This is a genomic window from Parapedobacter sp., from assembly GCF_053550995.1.
Window position 1 is genome coordinate 1 of sequence record NZ_JBMQOC010000115.1, and the last position, 22,790, is coordinate 22,790.

Here is a 22,790-nt window from a genome sequence, read left to right on the forward strand (position 1 = left end):
ACGCAATATCGCCCGCATCAAACGTTTTTCCGGTACGGAAATGACGCCATGGCCACGCACCGATGCCAACCTCATCCTCATTGCCGAAATCATGCTGATGGGGGCTTTCCTCACCATGAACGCGGCCGACCACAAACTGCAGCTCCTAGGCGCCGCCCAATACCCCCGGGCCGGAGCGTTTCCGGTAAGTGCGTGGCTGCTGCCGCTGCTTCCCGATAATACGACATCGCTCATCGCGATTGAACGGGCCTGTTGGTGGTTCCATATCGTCGGGGTGCTGGTTTTCCTCAACTACCTCCCCTACTCCAAGCACCTCCATATCCTACTAGCATTTCCCAATACGTACTTTTCGAACCTGTATCCCAAGGGCCGCTTTACCAATATGGACAGCGTAACCAACGAGGTGAAGGCCATGCTCGACCCGGCCTACACACCCAGCGAGGCGGATGTTCCCGCGCGCTTCGGTGCTAAAGACGTGCAAGACCTGACATGGAAAAACCTGTTGGACGCTTATACCTGTACGGAATGTGGGCGATGTACATCCGTGTGCCCCGCAAACTTGACCGGCAAGCTACTATCGCCCCGGAAAATCATGATGGATACGCGCGATCGGATGGTGGAAGTGGGTAAAAACATCCGTAAGGGCAAAGGTGCGGCCGACGATAGCAAGTCCCTGATCGACGATTACATCACCCGCGAGGAAATCTGGGCTTGCACCACGTGCAATGCCTGCGTGGAAGCCTGCCCCGTAAACATCAACCCGCTGGAAATCATTGTAGAACTACGGCGCTATGCCGTGATGGAGGAATCAAAAGCGCCTGCTAGCTTGAATACGATGTTTGGGAACGTAGAAAACAATGGGGCGCCCTGGAAATATGCGCAGGCCGACCGTGGAAATTGGAGGGATTTATGAAAGAACTGCACATACCAACGATGGCCGAACTGGTGGCCAAAGGCGAGACGGCCGAAATCCTTTTTTGGGTGGGCTGCGCAGGTAGTTTCGACGAGCGCGCGCAACGGATTATGCGTGACATCTGCAAAATATTGCAACACGTGGGCATGCGATATGCTGTTCTGGGTGTAGAGGAGAGCTGCACGGGTGATCCGACCAAGCGGGCGGGCAATGAATTCCTTTTCCAAATGCAGGCGATGGCCAACATCCAGGTGCTCGACGGTTATGAAGTGAAGAAAATCGTTACCGCCTGCCCCCATTGCTTCAACATCATCAAGAACGAATACCCCGATGTGGGTGGTCACTACGAGGTCATCCACCATACGCAGCTGATACAGCAATTGATCGACGACGGGAAGCTGAAAGCCGCCGGAGGAGAATCCTTTAAGGGCCGGCGTATCACATACCATGATCCCTGCTACCTCGGGCGGGGCAACGATGTCTACGAAGCACCGCGGAAGGCACTCGAAAGCCTAGATGCACAACTGGTGGAGATGAAACGTTGCCGCAGCAATGGCCTCTGCTGCGGGGCAGGCGGGGCACAGCTATTCAAAGAGCCCGAGAAGGGCAACAAGGACATCAACGTGGAGCGTGTGGAAGAGGCGCTCGAAACCCAACCCGAGATTATCGCTGCCGCTTGCCCTTTCTGCATGACCATGCTGCGCGACGGCGTGAAGGCCAAAGAGAAAGAGCAGGAGGTGGAAGTGCTCGATATCGCCGAAATAACGGCGAGGGCGAATGGGTTGTGACCTCCTAATGCAACAACCAGAACATGACGTAGACCGTAATCATCGCGGTGCAACCGATGATGAACGTACCCATCGTGTGCAATTTATAACCCGTTTTCACCTCCATTTTAGTGATTTGGGTAAGTACCCAGAAGAAACTATCATTGACATGGGAGACGACCAGTGAGCCTGCCCCAATGGCAATGACGACCAGCGCCTTATCGAGCTCGCTTACGAAGCCCAATGCACCCATCAGTGGAGCCGTCACCGATGCCGCAGTGATTAACGCCACGGTAGACGATCCTTGCGCACTCTTCAAAGCGGCCGCCAACAAGAAAGGAAGTAGAATGCCGAGGTTAGACGATGTGAGCATATCGCCCAACGTGGTTGCTATTCCCGAATTTTGCAGCACTGCCCCGAAAATGCCGCCGGCACCGGTCACCATAATAATCGTCGCTGAATCCGTCAATGCGTCATTGACCCAACCATCCGTAGATAACATGTTTTTATCTAATTTCTTCGGCAAAACGAGGCAGCAGCCAAAACCGACCAGCAACGCAATTACCGGTTCGCCGAAAAAATCGAGGAAGCGGCCCAAATACACCTGCCATCCTTCTGCCGCCATATAGACCGAAAGTGACTTCCCGACGATTAGTAAAATGGGAACGAAAATCGGAAGCGAGGCGCTGAAAAGGCTAGGCCGATGGGTATCCACTTGGTCGGGTTCCTCCTCGATTTCGCCCGGATCGAGGTCTACCTTTGCCGCTACCTTGTGGGCAAACAGCAAAGCTGCGACCAAGGCCACACCGGCCGCAATCATACCGAGGCCCATCACAATGCCCAAATCGGCATCGAGTATTCCCGCAGCCGCAATCGGCCCGGGGGTTGGTGGCACCAGCGCGTGTGTACATGACAACCCCAGCCCCAGGGCAATCGCCGTACCCGCCAAAGAAAGGCCGGCCTTTTTGGTCAGACTCTTATTCAACGATGATAGCAAAACGAAAGCGCTGTCGGAGAAGACCGGGATGGAAATGATGTACCCGATGACCCCCATGGCGGTAATCACCCGCTTTCTTCCGATGATCGCCAACATGTTATTGGCAAGTACCATGGCACCGCCGGATTTTTCCAGGAATGCCCCGATCAAAATCCCCAAGATGATGACCAAGCCTATTTTACCGATGGTGCCGCCAAAACCATCTTGGATGGCGTCGACGACGCCGACAGGCTCCATACCACTGGCCAGCCCGGTGACGATACTGACAAGCAACAGGGCTAAGAACGGATGTAATTTCAATTTGGTGATGAGCAGCACGATGGCGGCAATGCTTAATAGAATGGTGATAATGGCCATAAAACTGGTCTATATTTACGCTACACTGGGTATCTCCCGCAAAATACAGAAAAGAATCATTGGTTCTTTGCAAAATTTGCAAAAAAGGGCCCACTGATCCGCGGGAATCGAAGTAGCTAGGGCCACCCCTAGCGGCATGTATCCGTTGGGTTGCGTGACTGGAGTGGTGGATTACGGTGCTTTTTTGGTATCGATGATCTTGAAGAAAGCTTCCTTGGGCCGATTATCGCGGTCGAATACCAGCGGATAGTTTGTCCGCCCGCGAACCGGCCAGTGATTGAGCCATGAGTGCCCATCGTTCACGCCCCAGAAAGTTACCCGGCTGATGTGTTCTCTATGTTTCAGGAAAAGGCGAAACAAACGCCCGTAATCAGCGGCCAATTGCTGTTGCACGCTATCGGGCAGGCCATTTACATAGGGATTTAATGCCGGGTCGTTGGCCACCATTCGTCGGTTTATATCGGCTCCTTGGAAGTTGCGCGGCAATACTTCCAGGTCGAGTTCCGTAATAGCCACCTCGAGGCCTAGGGCCGAATATTCAAGGATACTCTGCTCAATGTCATCCAGCGGTATTTTACCGATATGCCAATGTCCCTGTATACCCACCCCGTCTATACGTACGCCGGCAGCTTGTAACTTCTTGATCAACCGGATGGCACCGGCACGCTTCCGTGGCCGTTCGATATTAAAATCGTTATAATATAGCTTGGCTTTGGGAGCAGCTTCGGCCGCCATTCGAAAAGCTTCTATGATGTAATCCTCACCCAGGACGTTGTAAAACACGGATTCGCGCCATGAACCGTCTTCATTAAGGGCCTCGTTGACAACGTCCCAGCTGTCAATCGATGACGTATAACGTTGCGCGACGGTGCGAATATGCAGCTCCATAAACTGCCGGAGGGAGTCCGCCTGCGTAATTGCCTGAACGAAGGCCGGTAGCTGGCTGTGCCAGATTAACGTATGGCCTACCGTATACATACCCGCTCGGTTTCCGTATGCTACAAACCTATCGGCTGCATCAAAATCAAACTGTCCCCACCGTGGATGGATGACCTGGGCTTTCATGGCATTTTCGGCTGTGATAGCATTGAACTGCTGTTTGATTAGCTCGTCGGTCGAACCGTCGGTTGCATTGATTTGACGGGTATTCAATGCGGTACCGATTAAAAAATCACCTCGGAAGACATTTTTCAATGAATCGTTCGGTAGGGATTGCTGCCCATTGAGTGGGCCACTTAGGGATACCGACACAAGTATGGCCACCAAACCTAACCAACACTTCCTTTCTTTTTGCATATCGGTATACTCCGGTAAACTGATCCGAGGCTCACGTTCTGATAAACAGCGACGGGACCGTTGGGTAATTGGCGATGGCTTTGGTGAGGCTGGGCCTGAAGATTTTCTCGAAGAATGATTTATGGGGCCTCGCAAATACCAGTAGGTCCAACCCATCCGCCTTCGCCTCCTGCGTTACGGCGTTGATATCGACTTTTTCGACAAGCATCGCTTTGCAAGAAACTGCCCAATGGGGGAATGCCGCTTCCACCTTACGTTGCCAGCGGGCAAGTTCCTTTTCGGGCCTAGCCTCATCTTCCGTATAAAAATGCAGCATAGATAAGTGGGGTTTGAGATTGATCGCTTGCTGCAACGCCATCAAGGCATCGAGTTCATGGTCATCATAGGCCGTAAAAAAACCCACCCGCCGGAAGGAAAAATCGGGCGTATCGATCGGAACCACCAATACGGGCACCGGTGACTTCTTGATTACTTCAAAAGTGGTACTACCCAGAATGCTTTCCGTAATGTTGGTAGCCCCTTTGGTGCCCATGACCACCAACGAATGCTCATTCCGTTTGAGTTTGTCGGTCACCACATCGATCATGAACCCTTTGACACACTCGCCTTCGATGTCGATTCCGGGGAACTGGCTAGTCAGACTTTCCAGTAGGTTCTTCATCGCCGTTGTGGATTCGGTTTCCGCTAATTTAATCTGCTTCACACTGTTGCCATCTTCGCCAAAGCCCGAATACAACGCAATATAAACATGCAGCAATCGTACCTTTTGCTTTGAGGCGTTGGCCAATGCACATGCATATGCAGCAGCAACAAATGCATTTTCCGAAAAATCGGTGGGGACTAATATCGAGTTCATCAACTTTATACCTATTAATGATAATAAAACGCAATCAAACTTAGATAAAGTTGGGCTGATATGCAAACGCAAAAATTATCCCCAAGCGCTCTTGAATCCGTGTGCTTCAAGGACATCTTTGGGCACACCGTCCCAAACACCGGGTTTGTTGCCAACGTAGCCGATATCTTTCACCCCGATCTCGCTGGTGAAGAAACCCGATGCGGTGAGGTTACGCATTAAACTGAAAAACGATACGCCTGGGGCCATCTCCGGTTTGGCTTTTGCCGGATAGGCAATCTCGTCTACCATTTGCAATTGGCGTTCCGGGTCGCAGTTCACAAAAGCGTTGCCATAGCGCCGCTGGCACTGCATGTCGAGCCATTTGAGGCCGCCCCGCATGGGGACCTTGTAACTAGGGATATCTTTCACCATGAATTCGATAAAGTCGGGTACCCCCGCATCGGTGGCACTGCCCGAAACGTCGTCGGCCGGTATGATGATATCGGCCAGCACCCCCAGGGTGGCCAACTCATGGGCTGAAAAAAACTGTTCTTCGGCCAGCTTCATGTTGCGCTCATGCTCGACATCCGTTACGCCCGGCAGTTGCTCGCCCACTTTCGTTGCACCTTTCTTTGCCGTTTTAGGACCACAGGAATCAAGCATCAATGCCCCACCCGCCGCTGCCGCTAAGCCAAGTGCCTTTAAGGTGTCTCTTCTGTTCATATCTGTATCTTTGGTTATCCGATATTCAGTTTATTACGTTGTTCTAAAATATAATCCGCCGTGCGCATAGACAGGGCAAGGATAGTCCACGTGAGGTTTTTGTCGCCCTGCTGCACAAACGGACCCGCGTCGACCACGAACACGTTCTTGCAATCGTGCGACTGCCCCCATTTGTTCAGCACCGATTTCTTTGGGTCGTCGCCCATGCGTGTGGTGCCACCCTCATGGATGATCTTACCCGGTGCTTCCAAACCATACGAGGTTTCCGGTCCCGGCATCGAGGATATGCCCTCTGCTCCCATCTCATGCAGGATTTCGCGGAAGGTTTCCTGCATATGCTTAGCCTGTTCAACCTCCTCATTGGCCCATTTGTAATGGAAGCGAAGCACGGGGATACCGTATTTATCGACGCGTGTGGGGTCGATCTCGCAATAATTATCATACCGGGCCAATGCCGTACCCCGGCCAGCCATGCCCACGCCAGCGCCGTAAAAACGCCGGTAGTCGTCTTTCAGCTCTGCACCGTATCCGCCCTGTTCGCGCTGGCTACCATCTCGGGCGGGCACGAGGTGGCGCATACCGGGCACCCCGTTCGTAAAGCCGTACGACGGCATATGCAATCCCCCACCGTATTCGATGTGGTATCCACGGGGGAAGCTGAGTTTTCGGTTATCCCCCCACCAAGGCGAATAAATATGCACACTGCCCACCCCATCTTCATTGTAACGTTTTCTATCGAGCAGCTGCGGAAGGAAGCCACCTGCACTGGCGCCGGTGGAGTCGTGCAAATACCGCCCTACCAGCCCACTGCTGTTGCCCAGACCGCCGGGATGAGCGGCCGATTTTGAGTTCAGCATGAGCCGTGCACTTTCGCATGCGCTCGCTCCCAAAACCACCAACTTGCCCTGCACGGCATGCTCCTGGAGATCGCGGGTATCCACATAGGAAACACCGGTGGCCCGTCCTTCGTCGTCGGTAAGCACCTCACGGACCATCGCATTGTCCACCACCGTCAGCTTACCCGTTTTCATTGCCGGTATGACCAGGCACGACGACGATGAGAAGTCGCCATACACCCGGCAGGAGCGGCCACATTGCCCGCAGAAAAAGCAGGTGCCGCGGCCTTCCACCCCCGGCAGGGCTTCGGTGAGCACCGAACCGCGGCCCGCGATAACCGGCACGCCGGCCTTCTGCGCTCCTTGTTTGATATACAATTCATTGAGCCGCGGTTTGGGTGGTTTCAGGAAAATGCCATCAGGCTCGTTCCGGATCCCTTCAACCGTACCATAGATGCCAATCATCCGATCGACACGGTCGTAATAAGGTTTGATTTCGTCATATGTAATGGGCCATTCCTCGGTAACGCCATCGGTCGGTTTGAAATCGTCGGGACCCATACGCAGCGAGATGCGACCCCAGTGGTTGGTACGGCCACCGAGCATCCGTGCCCTGAACCAATCGAACGACGTACCCGGCACATGGGTGTAGGGCTCTCCATCCAGCTCCCAACCGCCATAGGCCGCGTCGAAGTCGCCAAAGGGCCTCACCGTACTCGCACCTCTACGAGGCGACTCCCACGGCCATCGCATTTGAAGTGCATCTTTCGCCGGGTCGAAAAAGGGGCCCGCCTCCAGCATCAACACATTTAGCCCGGCATTGGCCAATACGTAACCGGTCATCCCGCCGCCTGCACCGGAACCCACTACAATCGCATCGTATACGGTCGGGTTCGTTTTGATCTGATATGAAATCATTACAATAGGGTCTATTTAACTGCTTATGTTTAGTTCTTTGCCCGTGCCCTGCCGGCACGTCATTATTTGTGACCAAATATAAAATTAATTGGCAATAAACCCCAAGAAAAGCTAAAACGATTATGCTTTTTTAAGGTAAGCAACGGTATTTGAAATGCGAATCAATAATTCGCTTTTAGGAAATCAGCCAGTTTAGCCACGGCCAACGCACGGTGACTGATGGCATTTTTCTCTTCCGGTGCCATCTGGGCAAATGTTTTTCGGTAGCCTGTCGGCGTGAACAGTGGGTCGTAACCAAAACCACTATCGCCTTGACGTTCATAACCGATCGTCCCCTCGACCATCCCTTCGAAAAAATGCTCTTCATCCCCTATCCGGAGTGATATGACGGTACGGAACCGCGCCGTGCGGTCGGATCGGTATCCCAGCCGTTGCAGTAACAGGTCGATATTTTTTTCCATATCGCGCGTGCCGGAATACCGGGCGGAATACACACCGGGTTCATTGCCCAATGCGGTTACTTCAAGACCGGAATCGTCCGCGAAACAGTTGCATCCGTAACGCTCGTATAGGTAGGTGCTCTTTTGAGACGCATTCGCTTCAAATGTATCGCCTGTCTCGGGGATATCGTCCGTACATCCAAGATCGGCAAGTGTACGGATGTCGAATTTATCGCCCACCACGGCACGTACTTCTTCCAGCTTGTGGGCATTATTGGTAGCAAAAACCAGTTGGATCATATCAACAATCGTTTAATGGCGGTCCAAAAAGCGCGCTTCTTCTCGGCATCGGCCAGCATTTCGCCAAACGCGTATGTATGGAATATGTTTAGACCCTCTTGTTCGGGCCAGGCAAACGGGGTACCGAGATTAATGACCACTTTGGGTTTAAAAAAGAGTGTCAGTTGCTCAACCGATGGTGGCCCCGCCAAGGTGGCGAGGTTCAACAACGCCACATCGTCTTCGGCCAGGTTCAGGGCCGCCAAGGTTTTGATGAACGCCGCCATAGCGGCTTCGGGCATCCAATCGTGTTGCTGTTCGTGCGTCAAAAACAGGTAGTTGCGCTTATTTTGGCCAAAATAATCGAACGACGGCACGGCTTGCCGTGGCTCGGGCTCGGACGTCGCTTTTTGTACGGCCGCCAGGGCTTCGGCTGCGTTTCCATCGACCGCAAAAAGCGCCTCCGTCATCAAATAACGGAGTGCGATGGGATCAACGGTATTGATTGTCGACTGCGACATTCTTTTGCTTTTTTGCCGTTTGCTAATCTGCGTTAATCTGAGTCATCTGCGCTCCATCCTCAAGCCAACTACTGCCCCAATACCCAGGCGAAGATAAGTGGTGCAACAATGGTGGCATCGGACTCAACGATGAATTTCGGCGTGTTGATATCCAACTTGCCCCACGTGATTTTCTCGTTGGGCACCGCTCCGGAGTACGAGCCGTACGACGTGGTCGAATCGGAGATCTGGCAGAAATAACTCCAGAAAGGGATATTTTCCATCTCCAAGTCCTGGTACAGCATGGGCACCACGCATATCGGGAAATCGCCCGCGATGCCGCCACCAATCTGGAAGAAGCCTACGCCCTTGCCACCGGAGTTCTTGATATACCAATCGGAAAGGTACGCCATGTATTCGATACCGCTTTTCATGGTCGAGGCTTTCAGTGCACCCTTAACGACATAAGAAGCGAAGATATTCCCCATGGTGCTGTCTTCCCAACCGGGCACGACGATGGGCAAGTTCTTCTCGGCGGCCGCCAGCATCCAGGAGTTTTTTGGATCGATCTCGTAATATTGCTGCAACACACCGCTATTGAGCAATTTATACATGTATTCGTGCGGGAAATACCGCTCACCGGCCTGCTCGGCATCCGCCCAGATCTTGTGGATATGCTGCTGGATACGCCGAAAGGCTTCTTCTTCGGGGATACAGGGATCGGTAACGCGGTTATAGTGGTTTTCCAACAGCTCCCATTCGTCCTGCGGACTAAGGTCGCGGTAATGGGGCACGCGTTTGTAGTGCGAATGGGCAACAAGGTTCATGATATCCTCTTCGAGGTTAGCGCCGGTGCAGCTGATGATGGATACCTTATCCTGCCGGATCATCTCAGCCAGTGAAATGCCCAACTCGGCGGTACTCATCGCCCCGGCTAGGGTAATCATCATTTTACCGCCCGCATCGAGGTGGGCTTCGTAACCTTTGGCGGCGTCAACCAATGCTGCGGCATTGAAGTGCAGGTAATTCGTTTCGATAAATCGGGAAATCGGCCCTTTCGCTTTGCTCATATCGTGTTTGTTGGTATACATGTTTATTCTCCGGCACAAAGGTAGGACTTTCGGCATGAAGTTAGAAGTCCGAAGGTGACTAACCCATTAGACTTCCCAGCGCTCGCATTTACGGAGGAACGCCGGGTCGATATCGGCGCCGATGCCCGGCTGCTCGGGCAACGATAGCTGATAACCACTAAACTGCACGCCCCCGGTCACCGGGTCTTCGAGGTGACCGAGCATGCAAGTATCCATATCGAAGAACTGCACATTGGGCGCGGCATACGCAAAATGTACCTTGGCCGACAGGGCCAAACGGCTTTCCAGCATACCGCCGATCATGCACGGGATGTGGTGGTTTGCCGCAGCCTGCTGGATACGCAGCGCCTCGGCGATGCCGCCGGATTTGGAAAACTTAATGTTGATGTAGTCGCAGGCATCTTGCGTAGCCAAGCGGACGGCATCCCGGTGGTCATAGCAACTTTCATCGGCCATGACAGGGATGGTGGTTTGCGCACGCAGTTGGGGTAGCAGGTGGTCGTTATAGCTCCGCATGGGCTGTTCGCAAAACTGGATATTGAACGGCTGCAACCCTTGAAGTGCAACAACGGCGTCTTCATAGGTCCACCCTTGGTTAGCGTCTATCCGGATGGGCAAGGCCATCCCCACCTGTTCCCTAATTGCGCGGATGCGCTCGATATCCTCCACCGGCCCTTTCCCTAACTTCACTTTTAGCACCGCTGCTCCCTGTTCTTTAAAGGCCGATGCCTTGGCTGCCATTTCCGGGGGGCTGGCAATACCCACCGTGATATCGGTAATGATATCGCGCACGCTGCCCCCCAGGAAACGGTATAGTGGCATACCTGCATGCTTGGCCGCAATGTCATACAACGCCATATCAAAGGCACTCTTGATGGTCGTGTTGCGCGCAATGAAGGCATCAAGTTCGGCTAACCGCTCGCCGATAACCAGCGGATCCTTCCCCTCCCACAGCTGGGCGAAATCGCGCGCGAGCACCACGCAGGTATCCTGCGTTTCGCCAACGATCATCGGGAAGGCCGAACATTCGCCAACGCCGTAGACACCTTGGTCGGTATGGATACGGATAAATGTATTCTGTGCATAATCCATGGTACCTGTAGCGATAACGAAAGGCTCCATAGGAATACTGAGTCGATAAATTTCGGTGTGGGTGATCTTCATTTTCTTTCCAATTGCGAGCGTCGAAAATAATGTTTTTATCTGATATAACACGAGGTGTCGCAATCCGTTCGCTTTTGTCGTAAACATCCCCCTACTATGTCGCAACAACCACCTACGTGTTATGGTTGACTTTCGTTATTTTTGAACCAAACAAAACAAAACGAGTATGAAAAAGCTACTGTTATTAGGTGCGGCGTTTATCGCGTTATCATTTACGCACCCAACGATGACGACCAACACGGTAAAACCACTGGAGCGTGGGGCTACCTCCGTGCAGAACGACAAGGCGTTTTTACTGGATTACTACCGTAAAACGGAAAACCGGCTAGAAGAACAGTTGAAGGGGCTAAGTAGTGCACAGTTGCAGTTTAAGCCTTCGGCCGATAAATGGTCCATCAGCCAATGTGTGGAACATATTATCAAAACGGAAAAAATGCTTTTCGACATGGCCAAGGAAGCGCTGGCTAAGCCGGCAACCCCCGAACGGAAAGCCGAAGTGACCGTAACGGACCAACAGCTCATGGATGGCATCACCGATAGGAGCCAGAAGGCCGAAGCGCCGGAAGCGTTGCGCGGTGAGGGGATCTATAAAGATGTAAAGACGGCGATGGCCGACTTCCGCGCACAGCGTAAAGTGATACTTTCGTACCTCAAAGGTGTTTCGGTCGACGAACTGCGCAACCACATCAGCGACTCGCCGTTCGGGTCGATCGATGGTTACCATTCCATGTTGTTCATCGCTGGCCATACTGCACGGCATACCCTCCAGATTGAAGAAGTGAAGGCAAATGCCGCTTTCCCGAAATAAGCGACCCTACCCCTGAGGGCAGATGTGGAAAACCTAACCCACATCATCTACAATCACTTGGAACCCTAATGCCGCCACTGGTGTCGTAGGCATTAGGGTTTCCCGTCAAAAAAACATAAGTTTGTTTGGGTTTTTTGAGGCAAGCGATGTATTTGATTTTTGACACCGAAACGACCGGTCTTCCCAAACGATGGGATGCACCGATTACCGACACAGATAACTGGCCCCGTTGCATACAGATCGCCTGGCAGTTGCACGACGCCATGGGCGGGTTGGTTGAGCATCAGAGCTACCTCGTTAAACCCGACGGTTTTAACATTCCGTTTGATGCCGAGCGGATACACGGCATCAGCACCGAACTGGCGGAAGAGCAGGGACAACCGTTGATCGACGTGCTCCACAAATTTAACGAGGCCTTGGCCAAGGCGAAATTCGTGGTTGGCCAGAACATCGGCTTCGACATCAACATCATGGGGTGCGAGTTCTACCGGATGGCTATCGATTCGCCGATGGCACAGTTGCCCGTGCTCGATACCTGTACCGAGGTGACGGCCGAATTGCTGCGGATACCGGGTGGCCGTGGCGGTAAATTCAAGTTACCTAACCTTACGGAGCTACACCAGTACCTTTTCGGGACACCCTTTGCCGAAGCGCATAACGCGACGGCCGACGTGGAGGCGACCTCCCGCTGTTTCCTCGAATTGGTAAAACAAGAGGTTTTCACGCCTGCCGAATTGCAGGTAGACACAGGCTATTTCGTCGAGTTCCGCGACCGGAATCCGCAGCCCATAGCACCCATCGGCCTCACCCACGTAAACCTCAAGGCGGCTTCGGATGAAATCCGCAAGCGGCAGCAACGTGAGCAGCAAACAGCTATACCCACGCACGACCTGGAAGCCAACAAGCGCGATATGGCGGCGGTGGATTTTGTGCACCTACACAACCACACCCAATTTTCCGTGTTGCAGTCCACCATTTCCGTGAGCAGTTTGGTCAAAGCAGCGGCGACCCACAAAATGCCGGCCGTGGCGATTACCGACCACGGCAACATGATGGGTGCATTCCAGTTTGTCAGTGCCGTCCTCAACCACAACAAAGCTGCCGAGGCCAAAAACAAGGCCGCAACGGAGGCGGGCGAAACGCCCACCGAAACGATCATCAAGCCGATTGTTGGTTGTGAGTTCTTTGTCTGCGAAGACCACGCCGACAAATCCCGGAAAGACAACGGCTACCAGGTTGTTTTCCTGGCCAAGAACAAAGCGGGCTATCACAACCTGGCAAAAATGGCCTCCATCGCTTATACCAAGGGGTTCTATTACGTACCCCGCATCGACCGCGCCATCGTGGAGCAATACAGGGAAAACCTCATCGTCTTGTCGGGCAACCTGTACGGCGAAATCCCCAACAAATTGCTCAACATGGGCGAGAACCAGGCCGAGGAGGCGTTGGTTTGGTGGAAAAATACCTTCGGCGACGATTTCTACATCGAAGTGATGCGGCATGGCCAGGAAGACGAAGACCGGGTGAATGAAGCCTTGGTTGGTTTGGCATCCAAATATGCCGTGAAAATCGTAGCCACGAACAACACGTATTACATCAACAAGGCGGATGCCCATGCGCACGACATCCTGCTCTGTGTGAAAGATGGTGAAAAGCTCGCCACGCCCAAAGGCCGCGGCCGCGGCTTCCGCTACGGGCTCCCCAATGAAGAGTATTACTTTAAACCGGGCGAGGAAATGAAGCAAGCATTTGCGGATCTTCCGGAAGCTATCCTCAATATCCAGGAGCTTGTCGACAAAGTCGAACCTTACTCCCTGTACCGTGATGTATTACTTCCCAAATTTGAAATACCGGAAGAATTCCAGGTGGCCGAAGACGAGGGGGACGGTGGCAAGCGGGGAGAAAACAAGTACCTGCGGCACCTCACGTACGTGGGGGCCGAAAAGCGATATCCCGAAATTACGCCGACAATCCGTGAACGCCTCGACTTTGAGCTGGCTACGATTGAGCGCACCGGATACCCGGGGTACTTCTTGATTGTGCAGGACTTCATTGCCGCTGCCCGCGATATGGGTGTATCGGTCGGTCCGGGCCGCGGCTCGGCCGCCGGGTCGGCGGTAGCGTACTGCCTAGGCATCACCAACATAGACCCCGTTGCTTACGACCTGCTGTTCGAACGGTTCCTCAACCCCGACCGTATATCGATGCCCGATATCGATATCGATTTCGATGATGAGGGACGGAGCCGTGTGATGGATTACGTCATCGGGAAATACGGCGCCAACCAAGTTGCCCAGATTATCACGTATGGTACCATGGCGGCGAAATCGTCCATCCGCGACACCGCCCGGGTACTGGACCTCCCGTTGTTTGAAGCGGATAAAATCGCGAAACTCATCCCCAACCTGAAGCTCAATAAAATCTTCAACATGGATGCGAAAGCACTTAAGGGTGCACTCCGCGGGGATGAAATGGAAAATGTACAGCAATTGGTATCCATGGCCGAAGGGACTGGATTGGAGGCCGAAACGATCCGACAAGCAAAAGTACTGGAAGGTTCCCTCCGGAATACCGGTATCCATGCCTGCGGAGTCATCATCACGCCTGACGACATCACCAATTTCGTTCCCGTAGCGACGGCAAAGGATTCGCAGCTATATGTCACCCAATTTGACAATGCCGTGGTGGAGAGCGCCGGATTGCTCAAGATGGACTTCCTGGGCCTGAAGACCCTCACGCTCATTAAAGATACCGTGAAGATCGTCAAGCATCGGCACGGTATTGAGCTCCATCCCGATGAATTTCCCATTGACGACCCGCAGACGTATGAGTTATTCCAGCGCGGCGAGACGGTTGGCATCTTCCAATATGAGTCGCCCGGCATGCAGAAATACATGAAGGAACTGAAGCCCACGGTATTTGGCGACCTGATAGCAATGAACGCGCTATACCGTCCCGGCCCTATGGAGTATATACCCAGCTTCATCCGGCGGAAGCACGGCAGCGAGCCCATTACATATGATTTAGATGCATGCGAGGAATATCTTAAGGAAACCTACGGCATTACGGTATACCAAGAGCAGGTGATGCTCCTTTCACAGAAACTCGCCGGATTTACGAAGGGCGAAGCGGACGTACTCCGCAAGGCAATGGGCAAAAAGCAGCGCGACGTACTGGATAAAATGAAACCGAAGTTCGTTGAGCAGGCGGCCGCCAACGGCCACGCTGCGAAGGTGTTGGAGAAGATATGGAAAGACTGGGAAGCGTTCGCCAGCTACGCATTCAATAAGTCGCACTCTACATGCTACGCCTGGGTGGCCTACCAAACCGCCTATTTAAAAGCCCATTACCCGGCAGAGTACATGGCGGCAGTGCTTTCGAATAACATGAACGACATCAAGCAGGTGACGTTTTTCATGGAAGAGTGCAAGCGGATGGAGCTTCAGGTGCTTGGACCGGATGTCAACGAATCTTACTACAAATTCACGGTAAACAATCAAGGGGCTATCCGTTTCGGTATGGGGGCTGTGAAAGGGGTGGGTGCTGGGGCCGTAGACACCATTGTAGAAAGCCGTAAAGGCAAACCCTATTTATCTATATTCGATCTGGCGCGCCGGGTAGACCTACGCGCGGCCAATAAAAAGGCTTTTGAAAGCCTCACTTATGCCGGCGGATTCGACTGCTTCACGGATACCCATCGGGCACAGTATTTCTACGCCGACGATGGGAGCACGATTCTTGAGAAAGCGTTGAAATATGGTGCGAAGCACCGGGAAAGTGAAAATTCGGCGCAGGTGAGCCTGTTCGGTGGTGGCAGCAACGTGGAAATACCGGAACCGACGCTACCTAGTTGCCCGCAATGGGGTTTGATTGAAAAACTCAAATACGAGAAAGATGTCATCGGCATCTACCTCACCAGCCATCCCCTCGATACTTACCGATTTGAAATCACGCATTTCTGCCAACATCAGGTCAAGTTTCTTACCCTCATCGACAAAGCGAAGCAGGCGGAGGTGGCCGACGAGGTCCGGGAAGAGTTTAACAAAATCAAGAACCGCGAACTCACGATCGGCGGGATGATTACGGCGGCTAGCCACCGGATCACAAAGAACGGCAAACCGTTCGGCGTCATGGTTGTTGAAGATTATTCAGACGCTTACGAAATAGCGCTCTTCGGCGAGGAATACGTAAAAATGAAGGGCTACCTCAACGAAGGCTATTTCGTACAGATACGGGGTATGGTTGCCGAGCGTTACCGCCAGGTTGGCAACTGGGGGTTCGAAATCAAGAGCATGCAATTGCTTTCGGATTTACGCGATAAACTCGCCAAAAGCCTCACCATACAGGTGCCACTCCATGAATTGAACGATGGCTTCGTTGAACGCATACAACAGCTTGTGCACACGAATATCGAACAGCATGAGAGTAAAACCTGCCAATTGCGGTTTGCCATCCGCGACATGGAGTCGGAAATCAGCATTGAAATGCCTTCTAAAGGACTGAAAATCAACCTAAGCAATGATTTCATTGATACGCTTACAAAAATAAATGGGGTGCATTACAAGTTAAATTAATGTCAGATTGTCGCGGTTTATGCTCTGGCAACGATTTTGATCGCTACCTTTGTCGGGTATCGTAAAGCTATTAGCGAACAGCAACAAAGAGCAAATAACAAAAAAGCAAATATAACGAGTAAGCATTATGGCATTAGAAATCACAGACAGCAACTTCGATGAGGTTGTACTTCAATCAGACAAGCCTGTATTAGTAGATTTTTGGGCGGAATGGTGCGGCCCCTGCCGCATGGTGGGGCCCATTGTGGAAGAACTGGCCAAGGAATACGATGGCAAAGCGGTGGTTGGCAAAGTAAATGTCGACTACAACCCCGATATATCCGTCAAATACGGCATCCGCAATATCCCTGCGCTTCTGTTTTTTAAGGATGGCCAGATTGTGGACAAGCAAATCGGTGCAGTACCCAAATCAGTATTGGCAGACAAGTTGGTTAAACAACTTTGATATAAGGTACGGACCCTATGGTATAGCCCGTGGTTGAATAACCACGGGCTATGTTTTTTTCATGAATGGCACCGCATGCAGGTTTCCTGTATTTTCTGTATGTTTGTGAAGTATTTAAGTTATGCTAAAACAGACTTTACAACAGAAGCTACTACAGAAACTTTCACCGCAGCAAATCCAATTCATCAAATTGCTGCAGGTGCCTACCGTATCATTGGATACGCGTATCAAAGAAGAGCTGGAAGAGAACCCCGCATTGGAAGATATCAGCCTAGCCAATATGAACGATCCGGTTGAAGAATATCCGGACAAGGACCCCGACGACGACAACTTCAATGACGACGACCAATCGGGCGAACTCGATGAATTCAATGTAGATGACTACCTGCAAGCAGACGATATAAACGACTATGGATCAAGCCAAAGCAACGGCGGCGATGACGAAGACGACCGTAAGGAAATACCCATTGCCATCCAAAACTCTTTCTTCGAGAACTTACAACAGCAGCTCGACCTGTTGGCCCTGTCGGACAAGGATTTTCTTATCGGACAGCAGATCATCGGTAGTTTGGACGACGATGGTTACCTACGGCGACCGATATCTTCCTTGATAGACGACTTGGCGTTCGCCCAGAATGTCATCGCGGAAGAGGAGGAAGTGGCCGAAATACTGAAAATCATCCAAGGGTTCGATCCAGCGGGAATCGGCGCCCGCGACTTACAGGAATGTTTATTGATTCAGCTCCGGAAAAAAGACTTGGAAAATCCGGTGATCAAAAAAGCGGTTAACATTGTTGAAGACCACCTCGACGAATTCACCAAAAAACATTACGATAAGTTGGAGCGGGCGCTTAATATCGATTCGGAAGAACTCAAGGAAATTGTTAACGAGATCCTAAAACTCAATCCGAAACCGGGAGACTCCGGTGCAGTGGCTGGCAAGCAGCTGCATATCATTCCCGACTTCCACATCGCCAACAACGATGGCGTACTACATCTCACCCTGAACGCCCGCAATGCGCCTGAACTCCGCGTGAGCCGCTCATATCAGGAGATGTTTGACCATTACGACAAGGCGGCCCAGAAAGATAAGAAAATGAAAGAGGCCGTTCAGTTTGTGAAACAGAAGCTCGACTCGGCGAAGTGGTTTATCGATGCCATTAAGCAACGGCAACAGACTTTGTTGAAGACGATGAATGCCATCATGAACTATCAATATGAATATTTCCTATCGGCCGATGAGCGGAAGCTTAAGCCAATGATCCTCAAAGATATTGCCGACCGCATCGATATGGATATTTCAACAGTTTCACGGGTGGCCAATTCGAAATATGTGCAGACGGAATTCGGGACTTTCCTGCTGAAATCATTCTTTTCAGAGGCCATCCAAACGGATAGCGGCGAGGAGGTATCCAATAAGGAAGTAAAGAAGATATTGGAAGAATGCATCTCTACGGAAAACAAACGGAAGCCACTTGCCGACGAGAAGCTTACTGAGATATTGAAAGAAAAAGGATATACGATTGCACGCCGCACCGTTGCCAAATATCGGGAAGCCATGGGCATCCCCGTGGCGCGGCTTCGAAAGGAGCTGTAAATGGTTCGTCGATTTGATGATGTACTAATTTGATGATTTGGAAATAGATAACCCATAAATATAAAATCCAAAAACTTTTGATTATGATGAATAATTCATTTCTGATTGCAGCAGGTACAGCGCTCGCCTTATGGGGTTGCGGGGGAAGCCAACGCGGAGACACCACGGAAGTAACCGTAGTAACACCGGAACTGACACAGGCATGGAAAACAGATACCGTGTTCACCGGCTCGGAATCGACCCTTTACGACCCGTCGACCAACGTTATCTATGTTTCCAATGGCAATACCAATGCTGGTGACAAAGACAACGACGGATTTATCTCGGCAATCAATACGGACGGCACTATCCGCGACCTGAAGTGGGTGGAAGGCAACCTCCATGCTCCGAAAGGCATGGCCATCCTCGATGGCAAGCTTTATGTAACGGACATCGATGAGGTAAAAATCATCGATGTGGCATCAGCAACCATTGAAAAAACAATCCCTGTAGAAGGTGCCGTATTTTTGAACGACGCAGCCACCGATGGCCAACAAGTGTATTTCTCCGATACCCGTACAGGCAGTATCTATGCGCTCGCTGCCGACGGAAGCTACACGGCAATATCCGAGAATGCCGGTGTGAATGGATTGGAATGCCACGATGGCCACCTCTACGCGCTGGACGGTGAAGGCTTGAAAAAATTCAGCAAAGACGGCGAATACACACAAGAAGTCATCAACAGGGAAGTGACTGGTGGCGATGGCCTCGTCATCCTCAATGATAGCACGTTCGTAGCCAGCCGGTGGCATGGCGAAATCTTCTTTATACGCGGGGATGAAACGACGGTGCTGCTCGATACGCAAGCTGAAAAATCCAACACCGCCGACATCGGCTTCGTACCAAGCCAAAAACTGGTGATCGTACCGACATTCCTGAAAAATGAGGTCGCTGCCTACGAACTGGCTTACTAGGCGGATGGCCTGGCCTTTTTTACTGTTGTAAATAGTCGTACCTTTGCGCTGATAAAGGAATGCATAATGACCAACGTGAAAATCGGGACGGTACAGATGAGTTGCGTGGCCGACAAGGCCACGAACCTCAATAAGGCCATTGACCAGATTCGGATAGCGGCGGCCAAGGGGGCCCAGATTATCTGCCTTCAGGAACTGTTTACTTCGCTTTATTTCTGCGACGTGGAAGACTACGACAACTTTGAGTTAGCCGAAGCCATTCCGGGCCCGTCCACAGAGGCGTTACGAGCTGTGGCTTCAGAATTGAGTGTGGTCATCGTAGCATCCCTTTTCGAAAAACGTGCAGAAGGCCTTTACCACAACACGACAGCCGTGATCGATGCCGACGGCACGTATTTGGGTAAATACCGCAAGATGCACATTCCCGATGACCCCGGCTTTTACGAGAAATTTTATTTCACACCGGGCGATCTTGGTTACAAGGTTTTCAAGACCCGGTATGCGACCATCGGCGTACTTATTTGTTGGGATCAGTGGTATCCGGAAGCGGCACGGATAACGGCATTGATGGGGGCAGAAATCCTATTCTATCCAACCGCCATTGGCTGGGCTACCGACCAGGACGAAGAAACCAACGTGGATCAATACAACGCCTGGCAAACCATCCAGCGGAGCCATTCGGTGGCCAATGCGCTACCGGTGGTCAGTGTAAACCGCGTAGGTTTCGAACAGGATGGGGCGATGAGGTTCTGGGGAGGAAGTTTCGTGACCAATGCACAGGGAAAATTACTATATCTGGCATCCCACGACGTGGAAGAGACGGAGGTCACAGAGGTTGATCTGATGCAATCGGACTTTTTCCGCAAGCATTGGCCATTTTTGCGCGACCGGCGGATTGACAGTTATCAGCCCATCACCAAACGGTTTATTGACGAATAACCCAAAAATGGCATTCCAGCTTGTTTCCAAAAACATGTTGTTCCTTTGTATAAAATGACTGCTACACCCAAAAAGCTTGGATATCATTTTCCCGCCGAGTGGCACCCCCACCGCGCTACGTGGTTGAGCTGGCCACATAAGGAGGCGAGCTGGCCCGGCAAACTGGAGGCGATATATGCGCCTTATTGCGCCTTTATCCGGGAAGTGTCCGTCGGCGAACAGGTCTGCATCAATGTTGCTGATCTTACGATGGAAACTACAGCCGCAGCGCTGTTGGCGACGGCCGGCGTGGATATGGCAAACATCCGTTTCTATCACCACCCCACGGACGATGCCTGGTGCCGCGATCATGGGCCTGCTTTCTTAATAAACCATGACAGCAGCATTGAAAAGGCCGTCGTGGATTGGGGATACAACGCTTGGGGAAACAAATACCCACCCTACGAGCAAGATGATGTGATTCCGACGCTCGTAGGTAAAGCATTGAACCTGCCGGTTTTCCATCCGGGCATCGTCATGGAAGGAGGATCGGTCGATTTCAATGGCCAGGGCACGGTCCTTACCACGAAGGCATGTTTGTTGAATAAAAACCGTAACCCGCAGCTCACACAACAACAAATTGAAACCTATCTCCATGAATACTACGGTATTTCACAGGTACTGTGGCTGGGCGATGGCATTGTCGGAGATGATACCGACGGCCATATCGACGACATCACGCGGTTTGTGAATGCCGACACGGTAGTGACGGTGATTGAAGAAGACCGTACCGATGAAAACTATGATATTCTACAAGAGAACTTACGGTTGCTGAAGGGAATGCGACTGGAAAATGGCAAGCCACTCCATATTATAGAGTTACCCATGCCCGCATCGGTGGTTTACGATGGGCAACGGTTACCGGCATCATACGCCAATTTCTACATCGCGAATGCCGCCGTCATCGTTCCAACATACCGTGATGAAAGAAATGACCAAAAGGCATTGGATATTCTAGCGACGTGTTTTCCAGACCGGAAAATTGTAGGTATTGACAGCACGGATATCATCTGGGGCCTTGGCAGTTGGCATTGCCTCAGCCAACAGGAACCCCGGTGACGGTATGCACCGTTCGCAATGAGTTTTTACCCAAATACCAATCGATAAATGAATAAGACGCTACTTTCCTATCTGACCACCCTATTTGTGTTAGTCACCACGACGAACGCGTTAGCGCAACGCGAGCGCGATGAACGGCCGACGATCGAGAACTTCAAAGGCATCCAGTACACCGGAGATGACTCAACGTTCTACATCAACTTCCGCTTCCGGATGCAAAGCCGACTGAAATATACTTCCATTGCAGGCGATGATCTAGGTGCGGAGAGCCTGGAGGCGCGGATCAGGCGATTGCGCCTACGGATGGACGGATACATTTACAACCCTAAGTTTTCGTACAGCATCCAACTGGGGTTTAGCCGCAGTGACCAAGATTATGAGGACACGGACGTACCTAATCTCATACGCGATGCCGTGGTGTTTTACAACTTCACCGACAATTTTTACGTGGCCTTCGGCCTCAACAAGCTTCCGGGCAACCGGCAGCGGGTCAACTCCTCGGGCGAACTGCAATTCAGCGACCGTTCCCTGGTCAATGCAACCTTCAATGTAGATCGCGACTTTGGAATCAAGGCGTATTACTCGCCCAAAATAGGGTCGGTTCCCTTCCACTTCAAGGGAGCCATCAGCACGGGCGAAGGACGAGTGGCTAACATGACCGATGATGGCCTGGCTTACACGGGCAGGGCCGAGTTTTTGCCTTTGGGCGAATTCACCAATGGCGGTGATTATTATGAAGGCGACCTCGAGTACGAGGAAACACCAAAGCTTTCCATTGGCGGGGGGTACAGCTTCAATGATCGCACCATGCGCGTGCACGGCCAAACTGGCAAATACCTTGGCGCGCCCCTTACGCTGAAAACATCCTTCTATGATGCGATCTTCAAATACCGCGGCTGGGCTTATCAGGTGGAATATATGAAACGCGCCGTGGACGACCCCATAACTGTCGACCGTGACAGTGAAATGATTTACGCATTTAAAGGCCAAGGCGTAAACCAACAACTTTCTTACCTGATCAGCAAAGACGCCGGATATGAACTCGCTGGGCGGTATACCTGGTTGGACCCCCATGATGACATCCGTGCGTACGAAGCACAAACCGAAGTCGTTGAATTGGGCTTAACTAAGTATTTCCGTGCTCATCGCCTGAAAATGCAAATCAATGCAAATTACCAGGTCAAAGATGGCATATACCGAACCACGCATGACGGCAATAGCTGGGGTGGGACGTTTCAGATCGAGTTGGGGATTTAA

General features: G+C 51.9%; 19 protein-coding genes. 10 read left to right on the top strand and 9 right to left on the bottom strand.

Annotated elements, in window-relative coordinates:
- Together ACO1NT_RS15470 and ACO1NT_RS15475 are read left to right on the top strand one after the other, a co-directional pair.
- Nucleotides 1-913: 4Fe-4S dicluster domain-containing protein (locus ACO1NT_RS15470; RefSeq protein ID WP_449049643.1), on the top strand; the 913-nt coding region annotated here is incomplete at its 5' end.
- Entirely contained in the window at nt 910-1,701 is a 792-nt protein-coding gene (locus ACO1NT_RS15475; protein WP_449049644.1) for a (Fe-S)-binding protein, read from the top strand. The genes ACO1NT_RS15470 and ACO1NT_RS15475, both read left to right, overlap by 4 nt.
- A 4-nt stretch (nt 1,702-1,705) precedes the next feature.
- Here ACO1NT_RS15475 and ACO1NT_RS15480 read toward each other — a convergent pair whose 3' ends face one another.
- The 9 genes from ACO1NT_RS15480 to ACO1NT_RS15520 form a co-directional block, all read right to left on the bottom strand.
- Nucleotides 1,706-3,034, bottom strand: coding sequence for a GntP family permease (locus tag ACO1NT_RS15480; protein ID WP_449049645.1), 1,329 nt, complete (start codon nt 3,032-3,034; stop codon nt 1,706-1,708).
- A gap of 171 nt (nt 3,035-3,205) precedes the next feature.
- Nucleotides 3,206-4,330 carry an endo-1,4-beta-xylanase gene (locus tag ACO1NT_RS15485; protein ID WP_449049646.1) on the bottom strand — a complete coding sequence of 375 codons (1,125 nt, stop codon included), beginning with the start codon at nt 4,328-4,330 and terminating at the stop codon, nt 3,206-3,208.
- 31 nt (nt 4,331-4,361) lie between these two features.
- On the bottom strand, nt 4,362-5,186 hold the full coding sequence (locus ACO1NT_RS15490) for a universal stress protein (protein ID WP_449049647.1): 825 nt from the start codon (nt 5,184-5,186) through the stop codon (nt 4,362-4,364).
- Between the two features lie 75 nt (nt 5,187-5,261).
- A complete protein-coding gene (locus ACO1NT_RS15495) occupies nt 5,262-5,891 on the bottom strand; it encodes a gluconate 2-dehydrogenase subunit 3 family protein (RefSeq protein ID WP_449049648.1) in 630 nt (209 codons plus the stop codon).
- A 14-nt stretch (nt 5,892-5,905) separates the two neighbouring features.
- The gene (locus tag ACO1NT_RS15500) at nt 5,906-7,645 is read right to left on the bottom strand and encodes a GMC family oxidoreductase (protein ID WP_449049649.1); all 1,740 of its coding nucleotides are present in this window, start codon (nt 7,643-7,645) and stop codon (nt 5,906-5,908) included.
- A gap of 161 nt (nt 7,646-7,806) precedes the next feature.
- A complete protein-coding gene (rdgB, locus tag ACO1NT_RS15505; protein WP_449049650.1) occupies nt 7,807-8,385 on the bottom strand; it encodes an RdgB/HAM1 family non-canonical purine NTP pyrophosphatase in 579 nt (192 codons plus the stop codon).
- Nucleotides 8,382-8,885, bottom strand: a complete 504-nt coding sequence (locus tag ACO1NT_RS15510; protein ID WP_449049651.1) for a hypothetical protein — start codon at nt 8,883-8,885, stop codon at nt 8,382-8,384. The genes rdgB and ACO1NT_RS15510 overlap by 4 nt, the downstream gene beginning before the upstream one ends.
- A gap of 68 nt (nt 8,886-8,953) precedes the next feature.
- Nucleotides 8,954-9,934 (bottom strand): deoxyhypusine synthase family protein, encoded by a 981-nt coding sequence (locus tag ACO1NT_RS15515; protein WP_449049652.1) that lies wholly within the window; start codon nt 9,932-9,934, stop codon nt 8,954-8,956.
- Nucleotides 9,935-10,021: 87 nt separating this feature from the next.
- Nucleotides 10,022-11,119, bottom strand: coding sequence for a mandelate racemase/muconate lactonizing enzyme family protein (locus ACO1NT_RS15520; protein ID WP_449049653.1), 1,098 nt, complete (start codon nt 11,117-11,119; stop codon nt 10,022-10,024).
- Nucleotides 11,120-11,285: 166 nt separating this feature from the next.
- On the opposite strand from ACO1NT_RS15520, the gene ACO1NT_RS15525 reads away from it, so the two are divergent.
- The 8 genes from ACO1NT_RS15525 (at nt 11,286) to ACO1NT_RS15560 (ending at nt 22,790) form a co-directional block, all read left to right on the top strand.
- Entirely contained in the window at nt 11,286-11,927 is a 642-nt protein-coding gene (locus ACO1NT_RS15525; protein ID WP_449049654.1) for a DinB family protein, read from the top strand.
- A 146-nt stretch (nt 11,928-12,073) separates the two neighbouring features.
- The gene (dnaE, locus tag ACO1NT_RS15530; RefSeq protein WP_449049655.1) at nt 12,074-16,501 is read left to right on the top strand and encodes a DNA polymerase III subunit alpha; all 4,428 of its coding nucleotides are present in this window, start codon (nt 12,074-12,076) and stop codon (nt 16,499-16,501) included.
- A 127-nt stretch (nt 16,502-16,628) separates the two neighbouring features.
- Nucleotides 16,629-16,946, top strand: a complete 318-nt coding sequence (gene trxA, locus ACO1NT_RS15535; RefSeq protein ID WP_325642320.1) for a thioredoxin — start codon at nt 16,629-16,631, stop codon at nt 16,944-16,946.
- A 121-nt stretch (nt 16,947-17,067) separates the two neighbouring features.
- Nucleotides 17,068-18,543, top strand: coding sequence for an RNA polymerase factor sigma-54 (gene rpoN, locus ACO1NT_RS15540; RefSeq protein WP_449049656.1), 1,476 nt, complete (start codon nt 17,068-17,070; stop codon nt 18,541-18,543).
- Nucleotides 18,544-18,626: 83 nt separating this feature from the next.
- On the top strand, nt 18,627-19,496 hold the full coding sequence (locus ACO1NT_RS15545; RefSeq protein ID WP_449049657.1) for a YncE family protein: 870 nt from the start codon (nt 18,627-18,629) through the stop codon (nt 19,494-19,496).
- Nucleotides 19,497-19,562: 66 nt separating this feature from the next.
- Nucleotides 19,563-20,435: a carbon-nitrogen hydrolase gene (locus ACO1NT_RS15550; protein WP_449049658.1), complete on the top strand. Its 873-nt coding sequence runs from the start codon at nt 19,563-19,565 to the stop codon at nt 20,433-20,435.
- 54 nt (nt 20,436-20,489) lie between these two features.
- A complete protein-coding gene (locus ACO1NT_RS15555; protein ID WP_449049659.1) occupies nt 20,490-21,533 on the top strand; it encodes an agmatine deiminase family protein in 1,044 nt (347 codons plus the stop codon).
- A gap of 48 nt (nt 21,534-21,581) precedes the next feature.
- The gene (locus ACO1NT_RS15560) at nt 21,582-22,790 is read left to right on the top strand and encodes a porin (protein ID WP_449049660.1); all 1,209 of its coding nucleotides are present in this window, start codon (nt 21,582-21,584) and stop codon (nt 22,788-22,790) included.

Excerpts from the sequence above, each read along its gene's own strand:
- rpoN (WP_449049656.1), top strand. The coding sequence starts at position 17,068 with ATGCTAAAACAGACTTTACAACAGAAGCTACTACAGAAACTTTCACCG.
- ACO1NT_RS15490 (WP_449049647.1), bottom strand. The coding sequence starts at position 5,186 with ATGAACTCGATATTAGTCCCCACCGATTTTTCGGAAAATGCATTTGTT.
- ACO1NT_RS15545 (WP_449049657.1), top strand. The coding sequence starts at position 18,627 with ATGATGAATAATTCATTTCTGATTGCAGCAGGTACAGCGCTCGCCTTA.
- ACO1NT_RS15555 (WP_449049659.1), top strand. The coding sequence starts at position 20,490 with ATGACTGCTACACCCAAAAAGCTTGGATATCATTTTCCCGCCGAGTGG.
- ACO1NT_RS15515 (WP_449049652.1), bottom strand. The coding sequence starts at position 9,934 with ATGAGCAAAGCGAAAGGGCCGATTTCCCGATTTATCGAAACGAATTAC.
- ACO1NT_RS15560 (WP_449049660.1), top strand. The coding sequence starts at position 21,582 with ATGAATAAGACGCTACTTTCCTATCTGACCACCCTATTTGTGTTAGTC.
- rdgB (WP_449049650.1), bottom strand. The coding sequence starts at position 8,385 with ATGATCCAACTGGTTTTTGCTACCAATAATGCCCACAAGCTGGAAGAA.
- ACO1NT_RS15475 (WP_449049644.1), top strand. The coding sequence starts at position 910 with ATGAAAGAACTGCACATACCAACGATGGCCGAACTGGTGGCCAAAGGC.
- ACO1NT_RS15480 (WP_449049645.1), bottom strand. The coding sequence starts at position 3,034 with ATGGCCATTATCACCATTCTATTAAGCATTGCCGCCATCGTGCTGCTC.
- ACO1NT_RS15520 (WP_449049653.1), bottom strand. The coding sequence starts at position 11,119 with ATGAAGATCACCCACACCGAAATTTATCGACTCAGTATTCCTATGGAG.
- ACO1NT_RS15500 (WP_449049649.1), bottom strand. The coding sequence starts at position 7,645 with ATGATTTCATATCAGATCAAAACGAACCCGACCGTATACGATGCGATT.
- ACO1NT_RS15525 (WP_449049654.1), top strand. The coding sequence starts at position 11,286 with ATGAAAAAGCTACTGTTATTAGGTGCGGCGTTTATCGCGTTATCATTT.
- trxA (WP_325642320.1), top strand. The coding sequence starts at position 16,629 with ATGGCATTAGAAATCACAGACAGCAACTTCGATGAGGTTGTACTTCAA.
- ACO1NT_RS15485 (WP_449049646.1), bottom strand. The coding sequence starts at position 4,330 with ATGCAAAAAGAAAGGAAGTGTTGGTTAGGTTTGGTGGCCATACTTGTG.
- ACO1NT_RS15510 (WP_449049651.1), bottom strand. The coding sequence starts at position 8,885 with ATGTCGCAGTCGACAATCAATACCGTTGATCCCATCGCACTCCGTTAT.
- ACO1NT_RS15495 (WP_449049648.1), bottom strand. The coding sequence starts at position 5,891 with ATGAACAGAAGAGACACCTTAAAGGCACTTGGCTTAGCGGCAGCGGCG.
- ACO1NT_RS15550 (WP_449049658.1), top strand. The coding sequence starts at position 19,563 with ATGACCAACGTGAAAATCGGGACGGTACAGATGAGTTGCGTGGCCGAC.
- dnaE (WP_449049655.1), top strand. The coding sequence starts at position 12,074 with ATGTATTTGATTTTTGACACCGAAACGACCGGTCTTCCCAAACGATGG.